This is a genomic window from Bacteroidota bacterium (assembly GCA_005882315.1).
Classification (GTDB): Bacteria; Bacteroidota; Bacteroidia; order Chitinophagales; family Chitinophagaceae; genus VBAR01.
In genome coordinates this window covers 293398-316019 of sequence record VBAR01000002.1, presented here as the reverse complement: position 1 = coordinate 316019, position 22622 = coordinate 293398, and the positions used below count along the sequence as shown (strand labels likewise).

Here is a 22622-nt window from a genome sequence, read left to right as displayed (position 1 = left end):
GTCCCGTTTGGAACGGGACGGGACTCTTTGTATTTCATTTTTTATCAGAATGCTTTTTTCTTTTCTTCTACTGTAGGCTTCCCTTGTACCAGGTTTTGCTGGTTCACCATATCATTCACCACTTTTACAGCCTGGTCAAGATAAATATCTTTACGCAGATTTTTTAACCAGTTATTGAAACGATCTTGTTTGCTTTTATCATTTGACCATTTGTTGACTTCGCTTGAAAGTGCTTTAACATCCAGTTCGTCCTCCAATTTCATCAGGCTTTCTAATTGTTTTATAGTTGCGCTGATCATTTTTCTTTCTTTCCTGTACTTATCCAGTTGCAGAGAATAATCTTTATCATTCTGTTTTGCCAGCCAGTCTGTATTTTCTTTAATCAATTTGAAAGCAACATTGCTTTGTAATCTCTCACCGCTTAGTTGCTGTAAACGCTCCAGGTTAAAAGGAGAATTAGAATTTTGATAATGTGCTTTTGTTATTTCATCCCAGGGCAATGCATCCTCGTCATCTTTCTCTCTTACTTTCAGGTATTCAAGATTATCAGGTAATACAATATCAGAACTTACACCTTTCAATTGTGTAGAACCACCATTGATACGATAGAATTTTTGTAAAGTGAGTTTTACAGTACCTAATTCAGAATTAGATGCAGAGAATCCTGTTTCAGGATCGAGCCCAATATTTCTTTGTACCGTTCCTTTGCCATACGTAGACGTACTACCAATGATAACACCACGACCATAATCCTGTATAGCTGCAGCAAAAATTTCTGATGCTGATGCGCTGAATTCATTTACCATCACCGCCAACGGGCCGGTGTATAATACCGAACGGTCTTTATCATTTAATACGGTTGGTTTTGAATTACGATCTTTTACCTGTACGATTGGACCATCATTGATGAACAGACCAGCCATTTGTACAACATCATATAAAGAACCGCCACCGTTATTACGTAAATCCATTACAATACCATCTACCTTCTCTTCTTTCAGTTTCGCTACTTCTTTTGCTACATCAATATAACTACGGTTACCATCCGGATTATCGAAGTCTGCATAAAACTCAGGCAGGTAGATATAACCGATCTTATAACCGTTATTATGAACAATTGCACTGCGTGCAAATGTTTCATCCTGTACAATTTCATCACGGACCAGTGAAATAGTTTTAAGTGTACCATCTGATTTTTTAAGTGTAAGCCTTACCTCAGTTCCTTTTTTACCACGGATCACTTTCACAGCATCAGTTACACTGTAGCCAGTCAGTTCAATAGGGTCAGCTTTTCCTTCGGCAACTTTCATTATCACATCACCAACCTGTACTTCACCACTTTTCCAAGCAGGACTGCCGGTAAGCAACGTATTAACTTTAATATTCCCTTCATCATAAACCAATGAAGCGCCGATGCCAAAGAAGCGGCCACTCATTTCTTCATCAAAATATCTTTTATCAACCGGCGGGAAGAACTCGGTATGCGGATCCATTGTAGTCGTTACTGCATTTACATAGAGGCTGAATTTATCATCATCCGTAAACTTTAAACGATACCGTTCAAAAGTGCGGTCCATTATTTTTTTCACTCTTTCTCTTGCCTCTTTTTCCAGTTCTTCGTCAGATTTCATTACAAAACCTTCAACGCCTTTATTCTTTTCGCGGTTGTCAAGGATATCCACATAACGTTCAAGCGTCATGTATTTTAATTTCTTTCTCCACCTGTCTTTTACCTCCGCTTCGTTTACTGCATATTTTAGTTTATCTCCATCAAGTACTACGCTTTCATCCGTATTGAATTCAAAAGGCTTTGAAAGAATATCATTATAAATTTTTGAAGCCTCTTCAATTCTTTTTGTAAATGCATTGCCGGCTGCCAAAAAATATTCAACCGGGCTGCCTTTTAATTCATCATCCAGTTTTGTATCAAATTTTTTCAATGCATCTGCATCAGATTGTAGAAAGAATGTTTTCTCACGATCGAGATCATCCAAATATTTTTTAAATACTTTTTTTGAGAAGTTATCATTGATGTCCTGCGGACTGAAATGCCCCTGGACAAGCATTTCACCAACCAATTTCAAAATCTTTTCATACTTACCTGGCGGGTTAGTATTACTATTCTCAAGCGAACGAAACGCAAGAAAGGAACCAGCTGCACAAAACAGCAACACTACGGGGAGTCTTTTCATATTTGTTAGATATTTAAATGCTTTTAGCATAACCCAAAAATAACGTAAAAAGAGTGGTTTTCTTGTCTTTAGAGGCTTTTAACAGCAGTTTTTGACAAACGGTATTATAAGTTAAAAAAGAAAACTCCCTGCGAGCAGGGAGTTTTTTCTTCATTTCGGGTAACCAATGGGGTTCGAACCCACGACCCTCAGAACCACAATCTGATGCTCTAACCAACTGAGCTATGGCTACCGTATTTGGGCGACAAAAATATGAAAATCATGTATGCACACAAAATGAGATTTTGAATACGATGCAGCATACTGTTTCTTTGCAGCCAATTTTCTTTAACTATGAATTACTGGCTCATACTTATTCCACTTATCTCAGCATTTATCGGATGGTTCACCAACTGGATCGCCATCAAAATGCTTTTTCATCCTAAAGAACCTAAAAAAATTCTCGGCGTTACTTTTCATGGCATTTTTCCAAAAAGACAAAAAAAACTTGCTGCCAACCTGGGTAAAATGGTGAGTGATGAATTTCTATCATTTGCAGATATAGAAGAAAAAATCAGTGACCCAAAAAACCTGAAGCAGGTGATGCCACTGATCGATTCCCATATAGAGAATTTTTTAAGACGTAAACTGCCCGATGAAATGCCGGTCATTAGCATGTTCATCGGCGATAAGACCATCAATAAGATGAAATCTGTCTTTATGCATGAATTGGAAGAATTATTCCCCATACTGATGAAGCAATATGCCGGCAACATGAAAGCAGAACTTGATCTTGAACAAATCGTTTATACCAAAGTATCTGCTTTTTCGTCCGATAAACTGGAGAATATGCTTTACCAGATCATGTCAAAAGAATTCCGTTTTGTAGAAATCCTCGGTGGCATAATTGGCCTGCTTATTGGATTTTTACAGGTACTGATATCGGAATTGACCCGCTAAAAACTGCGTTTGCCAAGCAATTTCCTTTTATCAGCACTTATCTACCTTTCATCATAGAAACTTTTTGTTTGGTGAAGGTTATAACAACTTTGACCGTCTAACTTAAAAATTTGAAAATGAACAAGTTTCTCGCATTAATTTCCTTTTTGATTATTAGTCTTTTATCTTTTTCCCAAAACCCAACGATGCAAGGTGGCGGCAACAGAAATGGCGGAGGCGGAGGCCAAATGCCTAACGGTCGTTTTTATGGAAAAATTGTAGATGGAAAAACAGGCAAAGCCATCGAATTTGCAAGTATTGAATTATACCAGAATAAACTTGACACGGTAACTAAACAAAGAGTTGAAAAATTGGTAACGGGAATGCTTACAAAGGCAAACGGTGAATTTTCGCTGGAAAATGTGCCAGCAATGGGACAGTCCAAAATAAAAATTACAGCTATAGGTTTTAAAGGCCTTGAAAAAAGTGTTGCTTTTGATTTGAAAAGCGGCAATATGATGACTGCTCTTGATAAGGACCTTGGCAATTTTAAAATGGAAATTGATGAGCAGGTATTAGGTACTGTAACAGTAACAGCTTCACGTTCGGCGCTAACACTGGCTGCTGATAAAAAAGTTTTTAACGTAGATAAAAATCTTGTGAGTGCCGGCGGTACTGCAGAAGATGTAATGAAGAATGTTCCTTCCGTTCAGGTTGACCTCGATGGAAATGTAACATTGAGAAATAATACGCCAACAATATTTGTTGATAACAGACCTACTACTCTTACGCTTGACCAGATCCCTGCCGATGCGATTGAAAGTATTGAGATCATCACCAACCCATCAGCAAAATATGATGCATCAGGCGGACAGGCTGGTATTTTAAATATCGTTTTAAAGAAAAACCGTAAAGCAGGTTATAACGGAAGTATAAGAGCAGGTATCGATAGCCGTGCCCGTGTAAATTTTAATGGAGATATAAACGTAAGAACTCAGAAAATAAATACGTTCATAAGTGGAAATTTTAATCAGCGTAAATCCATCGGCACTGGTCATACTGAGAGAACAACGACAATCAGTACACCAAGTACTTTTTTAACTCAGGACGACCGTAGTGTTTCTGAAGGAGATATGAAAGGCATCAGAGCCGGGTTTGACTATTTCTTGAATAACCGTAACACTGTTACACTTAGTGCCAATATGTTCAAGGGTGCATTTGAACCAGAAACAATCAGTGATATTCATATTGATTCCTTATACCCTATAGTAACTTCTTCATTCACTAATAGATTAGCGAATTCTGAAAATGAATTCAAAAATAAAGGCTTACAGGTTGGTTACAAACATCTTTTCCCTAAAGCAGGACGTGAATGGACTGCCGACGTTAACTTTAACAGCGGCAGAAATAGGAACAACAACCTCATCACTACAGATTACTATACTGTACCTCAGGATTCACATGTGGGTACCAACATGCAAAGACAAAGTACTGCCGGTATTAATAAGAACATTGTTTTACAAAGTGATTTTATAAATCCCCTGACGGATAAATCAAAAATGGAACTGGGTGTCCGTATGCAAATAAGAGATATAAACAGTGAACAGCTTTTTTATTATGTAGAGCCTGGCACAGGAGGAGAAACTTATGTACCTGAATTATCTTCCAGGTTTAACAGCAAAGATCATGTGTATGCTGCCTATGCCACTTACAGCAACCAGGTGAATAATTTTAATTACCAATTAGGATTAAGAGCAGAGAATTCTAATTATGATGGCGAAATGCCGGATAAAAACCAGGACTTCAATGTCAATTTCCCAATAAGTCTTTTTCCAAGTTTAGGAGCCACTATTAAAATGAAGAAAGATCAGGACTGGCAGTTTAACTATTCAAGGAGAATAAACAGGCCAAATTTCTTTCAAATGTTTCCTTTTACCGATTACTCAGATTCACTTAATGTAAGAAGAGGAAATCCAACGCTGAAACCAGAATTCACTAACTCAGCTGAGGTTTCTTATTCAAAGACTTTTGAAAAAACCAGGGACAACCTGTTGGTTTCATATTATTATAAAAGAACAGACAACCTGATTACAAGCTATCAAATAAAGGAACAAAATCCAATAAGTGGCGATGATGTTTTGGTAAACACTTATATCAATGCAAACTCCAGTTATGTAACCGGGCTTGAATTAACATCTAAAAATAAGATCACCAAATGGTGGGATATGACAACAAACTTTAATTTCTTCACTTCAAAGATCACTATAGAAGATCCAAGTTTGCCGGAGACAGACCAGTTTCTGAGCTGGTTTGCCAAAATGAATAATTCATTTAAGCTACCCAAGAACTTTACATTCCAGTTGTCAGGCGAATACCAGTCAAAAACTGTATTGCCTCCTGGTGGATCAGGTGGCGGTAGCGGTCGTGGTGGTAGTATGATGATGCATGGCGGTCCGCAAAGCACTGCACAGGGATATAATTTACCTAACTATTATGTTGACCTGGCATTACGTTATGAATTTATGAAAGAGAAAAGAGCATCGATCGCAGTTAGCTGGAGCGATATTTTCAAAACAAGACGCAATTTCACTTATTCCGAATCTCAATTTTTCACACAAGAATCTCTTCGTCGTCGCGACCCTCAGATGGTTCGTGTTAACTTCAGCTGGCGTTTTGGGAAATTTGATATGAATCTGTTCAAACGCAAGAATACAAGAAGTGAAGGTGATGGCAGTGATGGAATGATGCAATAAAATCGTTATTTAAAATATAAGTCCCGCATAATGCGGGACTTTTTTATTGCCATTCCTTACCTGTATATTTGAAGCCGTATGCAAAAATTACAGTTTGCAATTATTGGTTGTGGTAAAATAGCAATACGCCATGCAGAGCAGGCAGCAAAGCATGGTAGTATCGCCGGTGTATGTGACATTATAAATGAACGAGCTGATGAATTAGCTTCAAAATTTAATACACAAGCTTATTATTCCATTGAAGATCTGTTTACCGATGTAAAAAATATTGATATAACCGCCATCTGCACACCGAACGGGTTGCATACTGAACATTCAATAATGGCTTTGAATGCTAAATCAAATGTTTTGTGTGAAAAGCCTATGAGTATAAGCGGCCATTCAGCGATAGAAATGATGCAAGCTGCTGATACAAACAACAAAAAATTGTTTGTAGTAAAATCTACCCGCTACAATCCCGCATTGGCTGAGTTAAAAAAAATAATCATTGAAAATAAACTGGGAAAGCTTTTCAGTTTTCAATTGAATTGTTTCTGGAATCGCCCCAAAACATATTATAATGATTGGAGAGGAACGCTAAAACTTGATGGCGGCACTCTTTATACTCAGTTTAGTCATTATATCGATGCAATGCTTTGGTTATTTGGCGATGTAAAATCAATAAATGGTTTCAGGAAAAATATGTATCATAAAGATGTAATCGAGTTTGAAGATACGGGATCTGCATCGCTGGAGATGGAGAATGGAATGATCGGTGGACTCAACTGGTCGGTTAATACATTTGAAAAAAACATGGAAGTATCGCTGACATTAATTGGCGAGAAGGGATCTGTACGCATTGCCGGTAGTTACATGAATAAAATTGAATACCAGCATTGCGATGCTACTGAATTAAAAAATATTTTTGACGGCGCTGCTAATGATTATGGATTTTACAAAGGCTCCATGAGCAATCATGATAAAGTGTATGAAAATATGCTGATTGCCATGAACGATAATACACATCCTTTCAGCAATGCGGTTGACGGGCTGAAAACAGTTGAACTAATTGAACGGATCTATCAAACAATACCACTTAGCTGATCTTTTGAATTTTGAAAAAAATATATTTTACAGTAACCAATGATCTGAACCTCGACCAGCGAATGCAGCGTATCTGTACCACGTTGGCTGAAAATGGTTATGACATTACATTGGTGGGCCGGGAATTACCTGCTTCCCTCCCCTTGACAGCACAAAAATTCAAACAGCGAAGATTAAAATGCTGGTTCAATAAAGGCAAACTATTTTATTTCGAATATAATCTTCGCCTGCTGAGTTTTTTAATGCTGAAAAAAATGGATGCGATCTGTGCCATTGATCTTGACACTATTCACCCTTGCTATACTATTTCATGGTTCAAAAAAATTCCCCGCATTTATGATGCCCACGAATTGTTTACTGAACTAAAAGAAGTAATAACAAGGCCGCGGGTGAAAAAAATATGGGATGCAGTTGAGAAAAAACTGGTTCCAAAATTTAAATGGGGCTATACAGTGAGTGAAGGCATTGCAGAAGAATTTAAAAAAAGATACGGCGTTGACTATATCACCATCCGCAATGTACCGGTACTGAAAGAAACAGAAACAACCGAAATTACTAAGCAGTTTATTTTATACCAGGGAGCAGTAAATGAAGGCCGGGGGCTTGAAGTTCTTATTCCGGCCATGAAATATGTAAACTCCAAATTAATGATATGCGGTGATGGAAACTTTATGGCTCAATTAAAAAAGCTGATCGCTGAAAACAAACTTGAAGATAAAATTGAGTTGAAAGGTTGGGTTGCTCCAGATAAACTCAGATCCATTTCGCAACAAGCTGCGATTGGAATTGCCTTATCAGAAAAAGAAGGATTGAATCAATGGCTGGCATTGCCGAATAAATTTTTTGATTATATCCATTCTGCAGTTCCGCAGATCACCATGAATTTTCCTGAATACAAGAAGATAAACAGGCACTATGAAGTAGCGGTTCTTATTGATGAGTTAAAACCCGAAGCAGTAGCTGACACGATCAATGAGTTGTTGAATAATGAAGTTAAAAGGAATCTGCTAAGAGAGAATTGTCTGAAAGCCAAACAGGAATTGAACTGGCAAAATGAAGAGAAAAAGTTAGTTGAGTTTTATAGAAAAATATTTGCAGAAGATCGATGAGCCTTTATTTAGCCGCTTTTTTTAAGCGTATAAAATGTGCCAGCCGCATCCAGTCAAAATATTTTAAGGAAGGCTCATAAGAGCAAAGGTTTTTTATGATCGAAGAATGAAACCATTTTTCCGCCAAAGCAACCAGCCCGGTAATTTTATAGCGGTCTAATTTTTTATACATCTCGTACAACTTTACATGTCGGGCAAGTTCTTCTTCACCAATTAATCTTTCCAGCACAAGTAGATTTTCCACCGCCATCAAAGACTTATTTATATATGAATTACATTCCTCGATGCCTTCATGCATAACAGGGTTTTCAATAAATTTTGCCTGAACACCTTTCTTTTTTAGTTCTATTCCCCATAAAGTATCCTCGTGGCCATATTGATTTAGTGGCGCATTAAAATCCATTCCGAGAAAAACATCCTTCTTTATTAAAAAATTACTGGAAAGAAAAACCCGTTGCGTACTCTCCCTGAATGTTCCGTACCGCCAGTGTAGCTTAAATTTATTTTCATCCGGTTCCGTTTCTTCATATACGAGGCCACCGCTACATACATCGGTGTTTTCCTTCATTTGTGCATGATAGTTTGCAATAAAACCAGGGCTGATGATCTTTACATCGCAATCTAAAAAAAGCAGGTAATCATATTGTGCTTGTGATGCCAGTAATTTCCTGGTGATCGTTCTTCCGCAATTGGATTTATTGCGTGAATAGAAAATAAAATCAGCTTCGGCTAATTGCTGGTTCAAATTATTAAACTCTGATGCAGAAGCATCATCCAGTAATATAATTTCGCTTATAATTTTTTCTTTCGTGAGCAGGCTTGCCAGTGCGGATACCAGCAAAGTAACATCCCTGTTGAAGACTGGTATAAGAACAGATAAATTCAAAAATTTTACATTTGAGCATTATCAAGTACACGGCCTCTTTCGGTACGTATCATCCGGGCCGGGAATTTTTGCACTACGATATAATCATGAGTCGCCATCAGCACGGTTGTGCCATATTCTTTTGCTATCTGGAATAACAAACTCATAATTTCATCTGATGTTTCGGGGTCAAGGTTACCGGTAGGTTCATCAGCAAGAATCAATTTCGGCGAATTCAATAATGCCCTTGCGACATCCACCCTTTGCTGCTCGCCACCGCTCAGCTCAAAAGGCATTTTAAACCCTTTCGATTTCAAGCCAACCTTATCCAGTACATCGGAAATTTTTTCATCCATCAGTTTATTATCCACCCACCCTGTTGCTCTTAAAACAAATTTCAAGTTATCATTTACATTTCTGTCGGTTAATAATTGAAAATCCTGGAACACCACACCCAATGAGCGGCGGAGAAAAGGAACCCTCTTCCAATCCAGGTTTTTTAGAGTATGCCCGACTACAGTGGCCTCCCCTTCACGCATCGGCAACTCACCATAAAGTGTTTTTAATAAGCTTGATTTACCAGTACCAGTCTTGCCCAGCAAGTAAACAAACTCTCCTTTATTTACAGTGAGGTTCACATCCTGTAAAATGAGGTTATTGCCCTGGTAAATATTTGCATGCCTTATATCTATGATTGCTTCAGCCATTCTAATGGGTTTGGTTTGTGCAAAATAAAGGAAGAAATGCTAGGGAGTAATAAAAATTTTCGCTTTAACTAAATTTTTAGTTGTTAAACTAAATAATTAGTTATAGCTTCGGTTTATCAATTTTTAAAAAGATGAAACCACTTACAAAAGCAGAAGAGCAGATCATGCAGGTATTATGGAAATTAGATAAAGCATTTCTGCGTGAAATAACCGATGCGATGCCGAACCCCAAACCACATCAGAATACAGTTGCAACAATTCTTAAAATTCTTATTGAAAAAGAGATCGTTGATGTGGAAGTGATGGGTCGACAGCACCGCTATTTCCCCGTTGTAACCAAAGATGAATACTCGGGAAAATCGATCAAACAGTTTGCAAAAAACTATTTCGAAGGTTCATTTAGTAATGTGGTGTCTTACCTCGTAAAAGAAAATAATATAAGTGTAGAGGAACTCGAGAGTCTGTTGGCACAAATTAAAAAACAACAAAAACAAGGCAAATGAAACCCTTACTTGTTTACCTGCTGCAAATGATCATTGCTTCCGGCATCCTCTATTGCTATTATCATTTTTTTCTTCGCAATAAAAATTTTCATCGTTACAATCGCTATTACCTGCTGATGGCTGTTGTGATCAGTATTGTCATACCATTTCTGAATATACCCGTGTACTTTACAAATGAAAACACTGATAATTCTTTTTTGATGCAAACACTCGGTATTATCACCCCACCTGCAGAGGAAGAAGCAACAATCTCTGTTGTAGCACAATCAACACAAACAAGATATAACTGGTTTAGCTGGCAAAATATTTTTTATACCCTGTATTTTCTTATTGCCATTGCTTTTATTACAAGGATTCTTCTTTCAGTAAGAAAAATAAGGATCATCAGTAAAAATTATCCTTCTGAAAAAATCGGTGATATAAATTTTGTGAACACGACTGAACCGGGTACACCTTTCTCATTCTTTAAATGGTTGTTCTGGAATAAGGAGATCGAATTGCAATCAGAAAAAGGCGAGCAGATATTCAGGCATGAGCTATTTCACATTCAACAGCTGCATAGCGCAGATATTGTTTTTCTTGAATCGATAGCTGCAATCGCCTGGTTCAATCCATTTTTTCACATGATAAAAAAAGAACTCAAAGCTATTCATGAATTTTTAGCCGATGAATATGCCATGCAAAAAATAGAGAGCTGGAAATATGCAGAACTACTACTGATGCAGGCATTGAACACAAAACAAAACCTTGTCAATCCATTTTTTCATACCCAAATAAAAAGACGTATAGCCATGATAACCACATCTCAAAAACCCGGGCACCAGTACCTCAGAAAGCTACTGGTGCTTCCGGTTGCTGCAATTATTGTAGCACTATTTGCTTTCAGTTATAAAAACCGGAAAGCAGAAAATGATTCTATAATCCGATCCTCTGAACGGGTCACCATTGTTGTGGACGCAGGGCATGGAGGAACAGATAAGGGTTCAAAAGCATTGGATGGAATTACAAATGAAGCTGCATTAAATCTTGAAATTTCAAAAATCATTCAGCAATTGGCGCCAGAGTATAATATCAAAGTATTAATGACAAGGGAGAATGATGATTTTCCCGGAGGGGCGACTGAAATAAAAGAAGGGCTGAGAAAAAGAGTTGAGATAAGTAATTCAGCAAACCCTGCAGCTTTTATTTCGATTCATATTAATTCGGCAGGTTCACAGGACAAACCTACCTCTTTAACAGGATTTGACACTTATGTTTCCAGTAAGAAAAAGAATTTGGCTGATAAGGCCCTTGCTTCTCATCTTATAAAAGAAATAGAAGGCATATACACTGTCAATCCAACTATTAAGCTTCGTGAGAATATGGGGGTTTACGTACTGGATGATACAAAAGCCCCTTCTGTAATTGTTGAATGTGGTTATATCACTAATCCAAAAGACCTGGCTTATATCACTGACAAATCCAACCAGGAAAAAATTGCAAGAGCAATTTTGAATGGGGTAAGTCAATTTACTAATCAAACTAAATTAAAAGAAGGTATTACTAAAATAATAAAAGAAGAAATTGAGCTGAACAAAAAAGAGACAAGACCTGTAACCGATACTCCGAAGATTAAAACGCTTGAAGTAACACTTGTAGATACCGCACCGTTAGTAGTACTCGATGGAAAAATTTATGGAAGAATAATTATCAAGAAAATTGATGCAGAATTTTCACCAAATGATATTGAAAGCATAGCTGTACTGAAAGGCCCTACTGCTATTTCGAAATATGGTGAGCAAGGTAAGTATGGCGTTATTGAAATATTTACAAAAAACTACATTACTAAGCATCCGGAAATTAAGGCTCAAAGAATAGCCTTACATGATAGTTTAAATAAAAATAACAATCGACCATTACAAGAAGTAGTTGTATCGGCACCCCTGAAAAAAGGATCTGAAAATGAATTTTCAGATAATGCAACTCCGATATTTGAAAAAGTTGAAATACCTCCATCATTTCCTGGCGGGGTAGACGCCTGGAGAAAATTTCTTCAAAAAAATCTTGATGCAACAATTCCCATAAGAGATAGTGCAGAAGCAGGTACGTATACAGTGCTTGTCCAATTTATTGTTGATAAGAATGGTAATATAAATTCAATGAAAGCATTAACCAAACATGGACATGGCATGGAAGAAGAAGTGGTACGTGTAATTGCAAAAGGACCTAAATGGGTACCTGCACAACAGAACGGGCATGTAGTGAATGCATTTCATACACAGCCTGTAACATTTGTGATTACGGAAGAAGTAGACGAAGTGGCTCCAATAATTACCAAAACTCAAGACCAGGCAAAGCCTCTTCCAAATTATCCTAAAATCAGTGTAAAAGATTTGCAAAAAGCGACCATATACGATTTAACCTGGCTGAAACCCGGAACAGAAATATCAACTTTTACTTTTTCAATTGACAAAGATGATGGGCATATCTATGATTTTGTAAACATTGGAAATGAATTCAATTCACAAATAAGACAACTGATTAATACCGCCGAGCCCGGAAGAATTCTTACATTTGAAAACATTACTTTCACAAAAGATGGAGTAAAAAAGAAAATACCCTCAAAAGTTTATCTCGTAACCAATTAATATTTCAACTCATTTCCATTAACCATAATCACTAACTCCTTTTTTTCGCTAGCCTCTACCCTGCCAATAACCTGTGCATCCACGCCAAAACTTTTTGAGATGCTGATCAACTTGTCAGCATCTTTTTGATTTGTATAAATCTCTAACCGGGTGCCCATATTAAAGACCTGGTACATCTCCCTGTTATCAGCCCCGCTTGATTGCTGAATGAGATTGAAGATAACAGGCGGTTCAAATAAATTATCTTTTATGATTCTTACCTTCTCAGGTACATATTTAAGGCACTTGGTTTGTCCGCCACCGCTGCAATGTATCAGTCCGTGAACTGATTCAAATTGATTTTCCAGGATCTCTTTAAGTATCGGGGCAAATGTTCTTGTTGGAGATAAAATAAGATGCCCTATATCGGTTGCCTGTTGGCCGGGAATAGAAATTTCTTCCGTCATTTTATGTGGCCCGATATAAACAACATCATTATCCAACGAATTATCATACGACTCTTTAAAATTTTCAGCATAAAATTTACTCAGCATATCATGTCTTGCACTTGTAAGGCCATTGCTGGCAATACCGCTATTGTAAGAAGTTTCGTAATCAGCTTTTCCAAATCCAGCCAAACCAACAATTACATCACCTGCCTGTATTTTTTCATTAGTGACCAATTTATTCTTTGGCCATCTTGCCGTCATTGTTCCGTTTACAGCGATCGTTCTTACCACATCACCCACATCAGCAGTCTCGCCGCCCATATAGGTAATGTTTACTCCAAATTTTTTCATTGAATCAAAAAACTCCTGGCTGCCTTCTATTATCGCCTTCAAAACATCGGCTGGAATTACATTTTTATTGCGATCAATAGTAGAGGAAAAGATCAACTGATCATAAATACCGACACATAGCAGATCATCAAGATTCATCACGATCGCATCCTGTGCTATTCCTTTCCAAACGGAAACATCTCCCGTTTCTTTCCAGTATAAATAAGCCAGTATAGATTTCGTGCCAGCCCCGTCTGCATGCATCACATTCACCCATGCTTCATCGCCACAAAGCACATCGGGGTAAATTTTACAAAATGCCATCGGGTAAAGTCCCTTGTCAAGGTTCTTTGTAGCTGCATGAACTTCCTCTTTTTGCGCTGAAACGCCTCTTTTTGAATATAACGACATCGGGAAATTTTGGATTGCTGCAAAAATAACTGAACAATGAACATTGAACATTGAGCATTGAACATTTATTTTGCACTCAATGAAGATACACTACGACATAGATGATCTGCCCCCATTCAGAAACGCTGTCATTACCATAGGTACATTCGATGGTGTGCACATGGGGCACAGGCAGATCCTTGCTAAGCTGAAAGATGAAGCTGCTGCTGAAAACGGCGAAACGGTGATCATTACATTTCACCCTCATCCCAAAAAAGTTGTTTCATCCGTATATACGGGTATAAGATTGATAAATACGCTGGATGAAAAACTGGAAATACTTACAGGGCTCGGCATCGATCATGTGGTGGTGGTTCCTTTTACAGAGGTTTTTGCTAACCAAACAGCCAATGCCTATATTAAAAATTTTTTGGTTGATAAATTTCATCCACATACCATTATTATTGGTTATGATCATCGGTTTGGAAAAGAACGAAAAGGCGACTACCTGCTGTTAGAAGAAATGGCACCTGTTTACAACTACCGGATAAAAGAAATACCCAAGCATGTGCTGGACGAGATCTCTATCAGCAGTACAAAGATCCGCGAAGCTGTATTGACTGGTAAAATTGAGATAGCGGATAAATTACTTGGCTATAATTTCTTTTTTAGTGGCACAGTTGTACATGGTGATAAATTGGGAAGAAAGCTAGGTTACCCAACTGCAAATCTGAAAATTGAGAACGAAGAAAAGATCATTCCGGGTAATGGAATCTATGCTGTGTATGCTGAGGTGAATGGGCAATTGGGAATTGGCAATAATGAATCATCAGCAAGCAATTCACCATTCACTATTCACCATTCACCTTACAAAGGCATGATGAGCATCGGCTTCCGTCCTACTGTTGATGGCAAGAAACGTGTAGTGGAAGTAAACCTGTTTGATTTTGATGAAGAGATTTACGGTCAAACCCTGAAAGTATATGTAAAGCAGTATTTGAGAGAGGAAATTAAGTTTAGCTCATTAGAGGATCTAATAAAACAGATAGACCAGGATAAGATCGATTCCCTAAAAATTCTATGACCTAGTTCATCATCTTTACAACCATCTCTTTTAACAATGACGCATCTTCTGTGCCTGCATCATGTACGCCAATGCTACGAAGGTTGTAATGATGAAATAATAACAAGGCCCTTTCCACACCGGCGTATGAATATAACTTGGCCGCCTTTATATAATCTTTTACAAAAAAAGAAGAACGCATGCCCAATGCCTGTGCTATTGCTTTTTCATCACTTGTATTTAAGCCATAAATTATAAACACTTTACTAAAAAATGCATACAGCGATGGTAATATCAACTGTATCGGCGCTGCTTTGGGATTTGATTCAAAATACTGAATGATGCGAATCGCTTTAGGTAAATTCTTTTCGGCAAGCGCAGCCTGCAGCTCAAACACATTAAACTCTTTACTTACACCAATATACTCTTCAATATCTTCTTCTGTAATATTTTTTCTTTTACCAAGATTAATGGAAAGTTTATCGATCTCATTATCTATCCGGGACAAGTCATTGCCGATATGATCTACCAACAGCATTAAGGCTTTTGGAGAAATGGTCAACCCTTTTGAATGCACCAATTCACTTGTCCACTCCGGTAGTTTTTCATCATACATTTTTTTAGTGGTAAGCACTACGCCGTTCTTTGCAAGTGTTTTGGCAAACTTTGTACGGCCATCTACTTTTTTCTCTTTATAAGAAACAACAAACACAGTTGAGCTTAAAGGGTTTTCTACATAAGGTTCCAGTTTTTCTATATCCCTCATTTGCTGGGCTTCTTTTAAAATAACGACCTGGCGTTCTGCAAACATTGGGTAACGGCGGCATGCATTAATTACGTCTGCCCAGTTCGCATCTTTACCATAAAAAACACTTAGGTTAAAGGAGGCTTCTGACTCAGGCAATATCTGGTGTTCAGCATATTCTACCAACTTATCGATATAATAGTTTTCTTCTCCTTCAAGCCAGTATAAAGGCTTGAAAGCCTTCTTTTTCCAGTCCGATATAATTTTATCCACTTCCATAAGCTGCTAAGTTACAGGCTTTGACATTGCAAAAATATGGTCTTACTTTGCATCTGTAAAAGTTCCACCGCCTTTTGGCACGGTTTTCGAAAATTGGTGCATGTAAATCAAAATTTTAAAAATAATCCTCTAACAGAGTTACTTTTTTTAATTCTCAGTATTAAAATAATAAACAAATAATCGTATGACAAACACTAATTATCCTTCCGCTACTCCACAGGCAACGCCGCCTGCAAAAGGAAATAACACAAAAAATATCATCATCGGTGTACTTGCTGCCGGTCTGGTTGGCACTTGGGGTTATGTGCTCGTAAATCAAAGCAAGCAAAAAGAAGAGTTACAGCAATCTACCACACAAGGTGTTGCTTATATGTCTCAACGTGATTCATTAAAGTCAGAGTTAGACAATGCCGAAATCAGGCTCGACTCTATCACCGGTGCTAATAACAATTTGCAGGGTGAGAAAGCGGATATGATGAAAAAACATGAAAAAGAAATGGCAGCTAAGAAAGCTGAGATCCGCAGAATATTAAATGACCGTAATGCTACAAAAGCAGAATTAGCAAAAGCCAAGCAAATGATCGAAGAACTGAATGGCAGCATTACAGTATTGCAGGAGCAGGTAACTCAGTTAACTGCACAAAACCAAGAGTTGACTACTGCCAACACTACTTTGAAAACAGAAAAAGCTGATCTGGAAACAAATCTTGCTACAACAGTTACAGAAAAAGAAGAATTATCTAAAACTGTTGATGTAGGTTCTACTTTCAGTGCTTCTAACATTCAGATCAGGTCTGTAAATGAAAAGAAAAGCGGTAAAGAAAAAGCAACTACATCAGCAAAAAAAGTTGACAAACTAGTTGTTTCATTTGATATAGAAAACAGGATTGCAAAAAGTGGCCCGGCTGATTTATATATTGTCGTAACAGCTCCTGATGGTAAAGTAATTTCTGATGCTTCAACTGGTGGTGGTACATTGAGCACAAGACAAGATGGCGAAAAAACATTTACTTCAAAAATGAATATTCAGTATGAGCAAGGCACACGCCGCAATACAGAATTACCAATTCGCCAGGCTGATTTCCAAACCGGTGATTACAAAATTGAGATCTATCATAATGGTTTTAAAATCGGCGAAGGAACAAGAAACCTTAAGAAAGGCGGAATATTTTAATTAGTCATTTTCTCTTATCCTATATATATACAAAGCCACCCCTTAGCGGGGTGGTTTTTTTATTAAATCACACTTAAGCACATTTTCCTCACAGAACAGTTAAAGCGAAAACATGGGTAGCTAAGAAACCTAATTTTGCAATAATCAATTACTTAAACCCATGATAAATCTCCAATCCTTCCGGCATCTGTTACCGGCATTGTTGGCATTTAGTTTTATTGGTTTAAATGCGCAAACAAGTTTTAAAACCAAATACGTTAATTCGGCAATTTATACTGGTATCGAAGTTGGCTCAAAAGGAGTTAAATTGAGTATTGTGGAAATTGGAAAGGGTGCCCAGGAACAAGGTGCTTTTAATATTCTGAAGGATTCCTCCGTCAATACGGATTTCATTTCTTTTACTCCGGCTTCATTCACCGCCACGTTAAATGGACTGCAAGGATTGTATAATGCAGCAATAGAAAAATACAATATTCCATCTGGCAGTCTTTATACGGTTATCAGCAGTGGTGTAAAAACAGAAGCTGAAAAATTGCAAAAGACAGACATGGTGCAAATGCTGATCGATTCATTCAGGCTTCGGATAAATGAACCTAAACGCATGGTAGAAGTAGTAAGTGTAGTAGATGAAGCGAGACTATCACATTTGGGTATAGTTCCTGATTCAAGAAGATATAACACTTTTCTTATTGATATAGGAAGCGGAAACACGAAAGGCGGTTATTTCCCTAATGGCAATACAAAAGATTTCAAACTTTTCCAGGTTCCCTGGGGCACCAAGAGTACAGCGAATGCTGCAGAAAAAAAACTGGGCGATGATAACACTCTTTTAAACTTCAACCGGCAAATGTATAAAGTGCTGCAGCAGGCTGAAAATACGGATATCGTTTATGCAGTAAATGCAAGTGGCGGATATCCTTTGAGCGACAATATTGCCTTCAGTGGCGGTATTGCATGGGCAGTAGCTACTTTGATCAGGCCGGATATGATTGACAATGCAGTAATCTCAGTTTCTTTTAATGAGGTAATGAAATTTGGTGAGAAATTGTATACTAATCATGCGTCATTGAAGGATGATGTATTGCTGATGAGCATTAAAGAAAATACAAAGACCAAAGCTGCCTGGGCAAAAGAAATACAACGGGTCCATTCAGTCTTTGATCAGCGTTCATTAATGTCAGGAGCAGGTTTGCTGATAAAGATCATGCGCCAGTTTTCATCCATTTATGAATCAAAAGAATTTTACCTCGTTAAAAACGGGCAGGTAGGTTGGATATCTGCTTATGTTGATAAATCAGTGAAATAAATTCTCTTTCACCGTTTAATATAAAAACAATGTTTTCCACATTGTGAAATTCTTTTTGGCATCTTCAGTCAGGGAATAATTAGTTTGCTATGATGAATGACTCCCGAAATCTTATGCTGGGCCTGCTTTCTGCAGGTTTGGTTGTAACATGGACCTATCATTTGATAGATAAGTCCGGCTACTCAACTCAACGCCGGGAAGTTTTTATTAAAGACTCTTCAGCCATTGCGCAGGCAGTGTCAGACAGCCTCCAAAAACTTTATAACACTGCCATCAGTTCTCTTGATGGAAAACTGGACTCTGTAAAATTGAATGCAAATCTTTTACAGGGACAATTAGGCAACCGGATAGATGAGATCAACAGGCTCAAAACAGAGATCAGTAACATTCTTAAACGTACCGATTTATCAAAACAAGATCTGGTTAAAGCCCGTACACTTACAGCAGAATTAAAAACACGGGTAGATGATTTACAAAATCAAAATAGAACAATTGAAGAAGAGAAGCAACAACTCAGTTCAGAGTTTGCAGCTTTGAATACGCAAGTAACCGCACTCAACCAGACCAATACAAAGCTTGACCAGGAAAACAAGAAACTTAATGAAAAACTCGTTGATGCAGGAACCTTTGTTGCCAGTGAAATAAAACTTTCAGCCATTCAAACAAAAGCTAATAAAGAAACCGAAGCTGTACAGGCAAAAAAAGCTGAAAAATTCGTCATCTCGTTTTTATTACAGAACAATGTAAACAATTATGAAAACTCAGAGATATTTGTTGTGCTCACAGATCCTAATGATCAGGTAATTGAATTTTCTGCGTGGGACACAGGTTTATTTGACACAAAAACAGAAGGCCGGAAAAAATATAGCCGCAAATTAAGATTTGCATACAACAAAGGTGAGTCTCACGAAATCATCTTCTCCTTAAATGCCCCTGAATATGTACGCGGAAAATATCAACTCCAGATCTATCATAATGGAACCCTGATAGGCAAGACCACGAAAACACTTTCATAATATAAAAGATAAAGAGAACAAAATAAAACGTCCCGATTGTACAACCGGGACATTTACTTAAAACCTATTTATAACATCTTAAAAGATATTGTAGCCATAACTAAAGTAGTACAGACCGCCAACAGAAGGACTTCCGTAACCTGTACGGGCATAATAGTTACCGACATTGGTACCACCAATACGGAACACTGATTTAGTGTTAGATGGTCTCCAGCTGATTTGTGCATCCACCCATGTGAAGTAAGGTAATGTACCTGACACGAATGTTCCTTCATAGTAGTTATTATCCTGCCATTTCAATATAACATTAAACCCAATGTTCTTGTAAACATTCTCATTTCTCAAACCAACATTATATCGATATTCAGGTGCATTGAAATAAGTAATGAATCCTGCAGGCACATCAGTTAATCTATCAGAGAACACATTTCCATAAAGGAAATAATTCTTGATAAACTGGTACTCGAGGTTAAAGCCCCAACCTGATGCTTTGACTTTACCTGGTGTATTTTGTGTAAATGAAAGGTTGCGTGTCTTTGTAGGATCCAGAAGATCCGCAGGATTTGATGTTGTCTGGTTAGATTGTCCAACTGCTACACCAGAAAGGAAGTTTTCGTAACGGCTCACATAAGCATATACATCAAACTGCAATACTTTTCCCACTACCCCTTTCCATCCAATTTCATTGGAGGAAACAGTTTCAGGAACCACATCATTCCATGGAGCCTGAACAAGCAATCCGGGGTTCAATGCATTTCTTGCTGCCACTACGCTTTCAGAAGTGTAGATCGGTTTGGCCGGATAATTATACAAAGTCTTGAATTCATCCAAATGGCCAATCAAAATACCACTACCCACATTCAGGTTGATGTATTGGTTCTGGTTTGTTGGAAAACGATATGCCTGCTGATAAGATACACGAATAAAATTATCTTTTGCAACTTTAACAACAGCAGTAAAACGAGGTGTAAAACGACTGTCATAGTTCTTATGTTTATCCCAGCGTCCTGCACCAGTCAGTGTTAATCTTTCTCCGATCTTTTTCTTTGCCTGCACATAACCACCTACTTCAAATATTTTGATCGGACCGGCAGCATCGTTAAAGATGGTGCCTTGAGAGTTTAATACATATTGTTTGTATTGGACTCCCGCTAACACTTCAACTATATCTGAGAAATCAAACATCTCAGATACGTTAGCCTGGGCTTCTGCTGCCCACAAATCTGATTTATCAAGAAACTTAGCTCCGGAAGGGATTGGTGTACTACGAACAATTTTCTTTGCATCCTCAAATGCTGTAGTACCCGGCAGTAAACGACCCAGATCCGCAGTTCCACGTCCATTCAGGTGTGCATTTGAATAACTTGCGCCTTGTCTTACTGATTCAGAATATGCAACGATATATTGAGGATACCATGAACCACCAAGATTAGCCTGGTTTGCGCTTGGCTTCCAATACTCATTCACTAAACGACCCAATACTGTTCCGTTATATGATTCACCAGCATTTTCCTGTGTAGTGTATCCACGGAAGAACCAATTTTTAGATCTTACTTCTAACTTATGCTGACCCATTTTAAAATTGCGGAGAGAGTAACGGTCGGCACCAGTATATACTGTTGTTCCAGTTCCAAGGTAACTTGACCAGCTTGCTTCAGTTGACGGAGTTATTTTCCAATGAAAAGCAAAGGTACCTTTTACATTAAGAGTGTTATAATCAACAAGTGTTTTCTCCTCATACCCTGTTCTTGATACCACAGCGTTAGATGGGATATAATTATTTTTAACTGCGTTGTACATCGGCAACCAGAAACCAACAGTTGGTTGCGCAGTTGCAGGAAACAATCCGATAAACCCATTCATCTGGGCAGTTGTGGGATAAACAGGATTTCCAATGGCAGCAAAATAAGCATTTGCCTGGGTCTGCAGATTAATACCGGTTTGAGCCTGGAAGGCTGCATTTATGCCATCTCGTAAAGCCGGAGTAACTAAAAAAATATTTGCGTTTGTTTCATCACCATACATATTGACACCATCATAACCAGGAGAATCATTTCTATCACCACCAACAACTTTACTTAAAATTCCTGAGCGGTCAACATTTTGGTAATCAGTTGCCTGCCAGTCTGAAGCTTTCAATAACTGCATTGCTACTTTAAATGCAAGCTTGTTATTTATGTTTTTTGCATACCGGAAAGACCAATCGTAATAAGGAGCAGCACTGCGTTGTTTACCATCCGTATGCATGATACCTTGTTTTATATTAAAACTTAGCCCCTGGTATTTGAATGGGTTTTTACTGTTGATCAGTAATGTTCCGTTCATGCCACCTGAACCATATAGTGCAGATGATGCACCAGCAAGTAATTCGACATTATCAACATCCAGTTCAGTTAAACCAACGATATTACCTACTGAGAAATTTAAACCAGGAGCCTGGTTATCCATTCCATCAATCAACTGGTTCATCCGGGTATTACCACTGCTTACAAAACCACGGGTAGTGACCGTTTTGAATGTAAGACTGGCCGTATGCATATCCACACCTTTCAAGTTTGTTATTGCATCATAATAACTTGGTGATGCTAAATTCCGGAGCGTATTGCTGCTCATTCTTTCAACTGTTACCGGCGCCTCTAATATTCTTTGTGGAGCACGGCTTGCGGCTACTACAATATCCTGGCCGGGTGTGCTGATCACAGCAAACTCAACAGTTACGGGCTTAGAAGCATCTGTTACATTTATCTCTTGTGATTCAAAACCAACTGAGCTTACAACAAGGGTAACGGGTAACTTATCAACTTTGATACTGAAATTACCATCCGGGTCAGTATAGGTTCCACTGCTGGTACCTTTTACAAGTACAGAAACTGCAGGAATATTCTCCCTGGTAGCTCCGTTTTTGACATTACCCGTAATAGTAACTGATTGTGCAAAGGCTGAAGTAGAAAAAAGAACAGCCATTAGGATAGCAGTTAAAAAGCAGTTGCTTTTTCTCATAATCATAAGTTTTTAGTTTTGGCCCAGCGGCATGCGGGGTTAGATTTGGATGGAAAAATAAGCATTGTAAATCTTATGTAAAAATTTAATTTTTAAGGAGAAAGCACTGCTTTTGACAGGGCTGGAATAAATTG

At 37.9% G+C, this 22622-nt stretch carries 16 protein-coding genes and 1 tRNA gene; 10 read left to right on the top strand and 7 right to left on the bottom strand.

The features are described 5' to 3' along the window. Positions 1 to 44: 44 nt before the first annotated feature. Complete coding sequence (locus E6H07_12610; protein ID TMI63610.1) at positions 45 to 2192, bottom strand: tail-specific protease; 2148 nt, start codon at positions 2190 to 2192, stop codon at positions 45 to 47. A gap of 155 nt (positions 2193 to 2347) precedes the next feature. Then, a tRNA-His gene (locus tag E6H07_12605) sits at positions 2348 to 2424 on the bottom strand. 101 nt (positions 2425 to 2525) lie between these two features. Between E6H07_12605 and E6H07_12600 the strand changes: the two genes are divergently transcribed. From E6H07_12600 to E6H07_12585, 4 genes are all read left to right on the top strand, one after another. Beyond that, positions 2526 to 3131 (top strand): DUF445 family protein, encoded by a 606-nt coding sequence (locus E6H07_12600; GenBank protein TMI63609.1) that lies wholly within the window; start codon positions 2526 to 2528, stop codon positions 3129 to 3131. 227 nt (positions 3132 to 3358) lie between these two features. After that, positions 3359 to 5863 carry a TonB-dependent receptor gene (locus tag E6H07_12595; protein TMI63761.1) on the top strand — a complete coding sequence of 835 codons (2505 nt, stop codon included), beginning with the start codon at positions 3359 to 3361 and terminating at the stop codon, positions 5861 to 5863. Between the two features lie 78 nt (positions 5864 to 5941). Continuing rightward, positions 5942 to 6946, top strand: a complete 1005-nt coding sequence (locus E6H07_12590; GenBank protein ID TMI63608.1) for a Gfo/Idh/MocA family oxidoreductase — start codon at positions 5942 to 5944, stop codon at positions 6944 to 6946. A 62-nt stretch (positions 6947 to 7008) separates the two neighbouring features. Then, on the top strand, positions 7009 to 8055 hold the full coding sequence (locus tag E6H07_12585) for a glycosyltransferase family 4 protein (protein TMI63760.1): 1047 nt from the start codon (positions 7009 to 7011) through the stop codon (positions 8053 to 8055). A gap of 4 nt (positions 8056 to 8059) precedes the next feature. Here E6H07_12585 and E6H07_12580 read toward each other — a convergent pair whose 3' ends face one another. Further along, positions 8060 to 8941: a glycosyltransferase family 2 protein gene (locus E6H07_12580; protein TMI63607.1), complete on the bottom strand. Its 882-nt coding sequence runs from the start codon at positions 8939 to 8941 to the stop codon at positions 8060 to 8062. 5 nt (positions 8942 to 8946) lie between these two features. Continuing rightward, positions 8947 to 9627 carry an ATP-binding cassette domain-containing protein gene (locus E6H07_12575; protein ID TMI63606.1) on the bottom strand — a complete coding sequence of 227 codons (681 nt, stop codon included), beginning with the start codon at positions 9625 to 9627 and terminating at the stop codon, positions 8947 to 8949. 131 nt (positions 9628 to 9758) lie between these two features. Here E6H07_12575 and E6H07_12570 point away from each other — a divergent pair, with 131 nt between their 5' ends. Together E6H07_12570 and E6H07_12565 are read left to right on the top strand one after the other, a co-directional pair. Continuing rightward, a complete protein-coding gene (locus E6H07_12570) occupies positions 9759 to 10130 on the top strand; it encodes a BlaI/MecI/CopY family transcriptional regulator (GenBank protein ID TMI63605.1) in 372 nt (123 codons plus the stop codon). Next, complete coding sequence (locus E6H07_12565; protein ID TMI63604.1) at positions 10127 to 12757, top strand: hypothetical protein; 2631 nt, start codon at positions 10127 to 10129, stop codon at positions 12755 to 12757. The genes E6H07_12570 and E6H07_12565 overlap by 4 nt, the downstream gene beginning before the upstream one ends. Here E6H07_12565 and E6H07_12560 read toward each other — a convergent pair. Next, positions 12754 to 13926 carry a phosphoribosylformylglycinamidine cyclo-ligase gene (locus E6H07_12560; GenBank protein TMI63603.1) on the bottom strand — a complete coding sequence of 391 codons (1173 nt, stop codon included), beginning with the start codon at positions 13924 to 13926 and terminating at the stop codon, positions 12754 to 12756. The two genes, E6H07_12565 and E6H07_12560, sit on opposite strands and share 4 nt — an antisense overlap. A 79-nt stretch (positions 13927 to 14005) precedes the next feature. Here E6H07_12560 and E6H07_12555 point away from each other — a divergent pair, with 79 nt between their 5' ends. Further along, the gene (locus tag E6H07_12555) at positions 14006 to 14989 is read left to right on the top strand and encodes a bifunctional riboflavin kinase/FAD synthetase (GenBank protein TMI63602.1); all 984 of its coding nucleotides are present in this window, start codon (positions 14006 to 14008) and stop codon (positions 14987 to 14989) included. Between the two features lies 1 nt (position 14990). Here the strand turns inward: E6H07_12555 and holA are convergent, their stop codons facing one another. Further along, positions 14991 to 15992, bottom strand: a complete 1002-nt coding sequence (holA, locus tag E6H07_12550) for a DNA polymerase III subunit delta (protein TMI63601.1) — start codon at positions 15990 to 15992, stop codon at positions 14991 to 14993. A 184-nt stretch (positions 15993 to 16176) separates the two neighbouring features. Between holA and E6H07_12545 the strand changes: the two genes are divergently transcribed. From E6H07_12545 to E6H07_12535, 3 genes are all read left to right on the top strand, one after another. Further along, positions 16177 to 17166 carry a hypothetical protein gene (locus tag E6H07_12545; GenBank protein ID TMI63600.1) on the top strand — a complete coding sequence of 330 codons (990 nt, stop codon included), beginning with the start codon at positions 16177 to 16179 and terminating at the stop codon, positions 17164 to 17166. 160 nt (positions 17167 to 17326) lie between these two features. Further along, on the top strand, positions 17327 to 18472 hold the full coding sequence (locus E6H07_12540; protein TMI63599.1) for a hypothetical protein: 1146 nt from the start codon (positions 17327 to 17329) through the stop codon (positions 18470 to 18472). An 89-nt stretch (positions 18473 to 18561) separates the two neighbouring features. After that, positions 18562 to 19488 (top strand): hypothetical protein, encoded by a 927-nt coding sequence (locus tag E6H07_12535; protein TMI63598.1) that lies wholly within the window; start codon positions 18562 to 18564, stop codon positions 19486 to 19488. 78 nt (positions 19489 to 19566) lie between these two features. On the opposite strand, the gene E6H07_12530 is transcribed toward E6H07_12535, so the two are convergent. Further along, complete coding sequence (locus tag E6H07_12530; GenBank protein ID TMI63597.1) at positions 19567 to 22494, bottom strand: TonB-dependent receptor; 2928 nt, start codon at positions 22492 to 22494, stop codon at positions 19567 to 19569. Positions 22495 to 22622 lie beyond the last annotated feature (128 nt).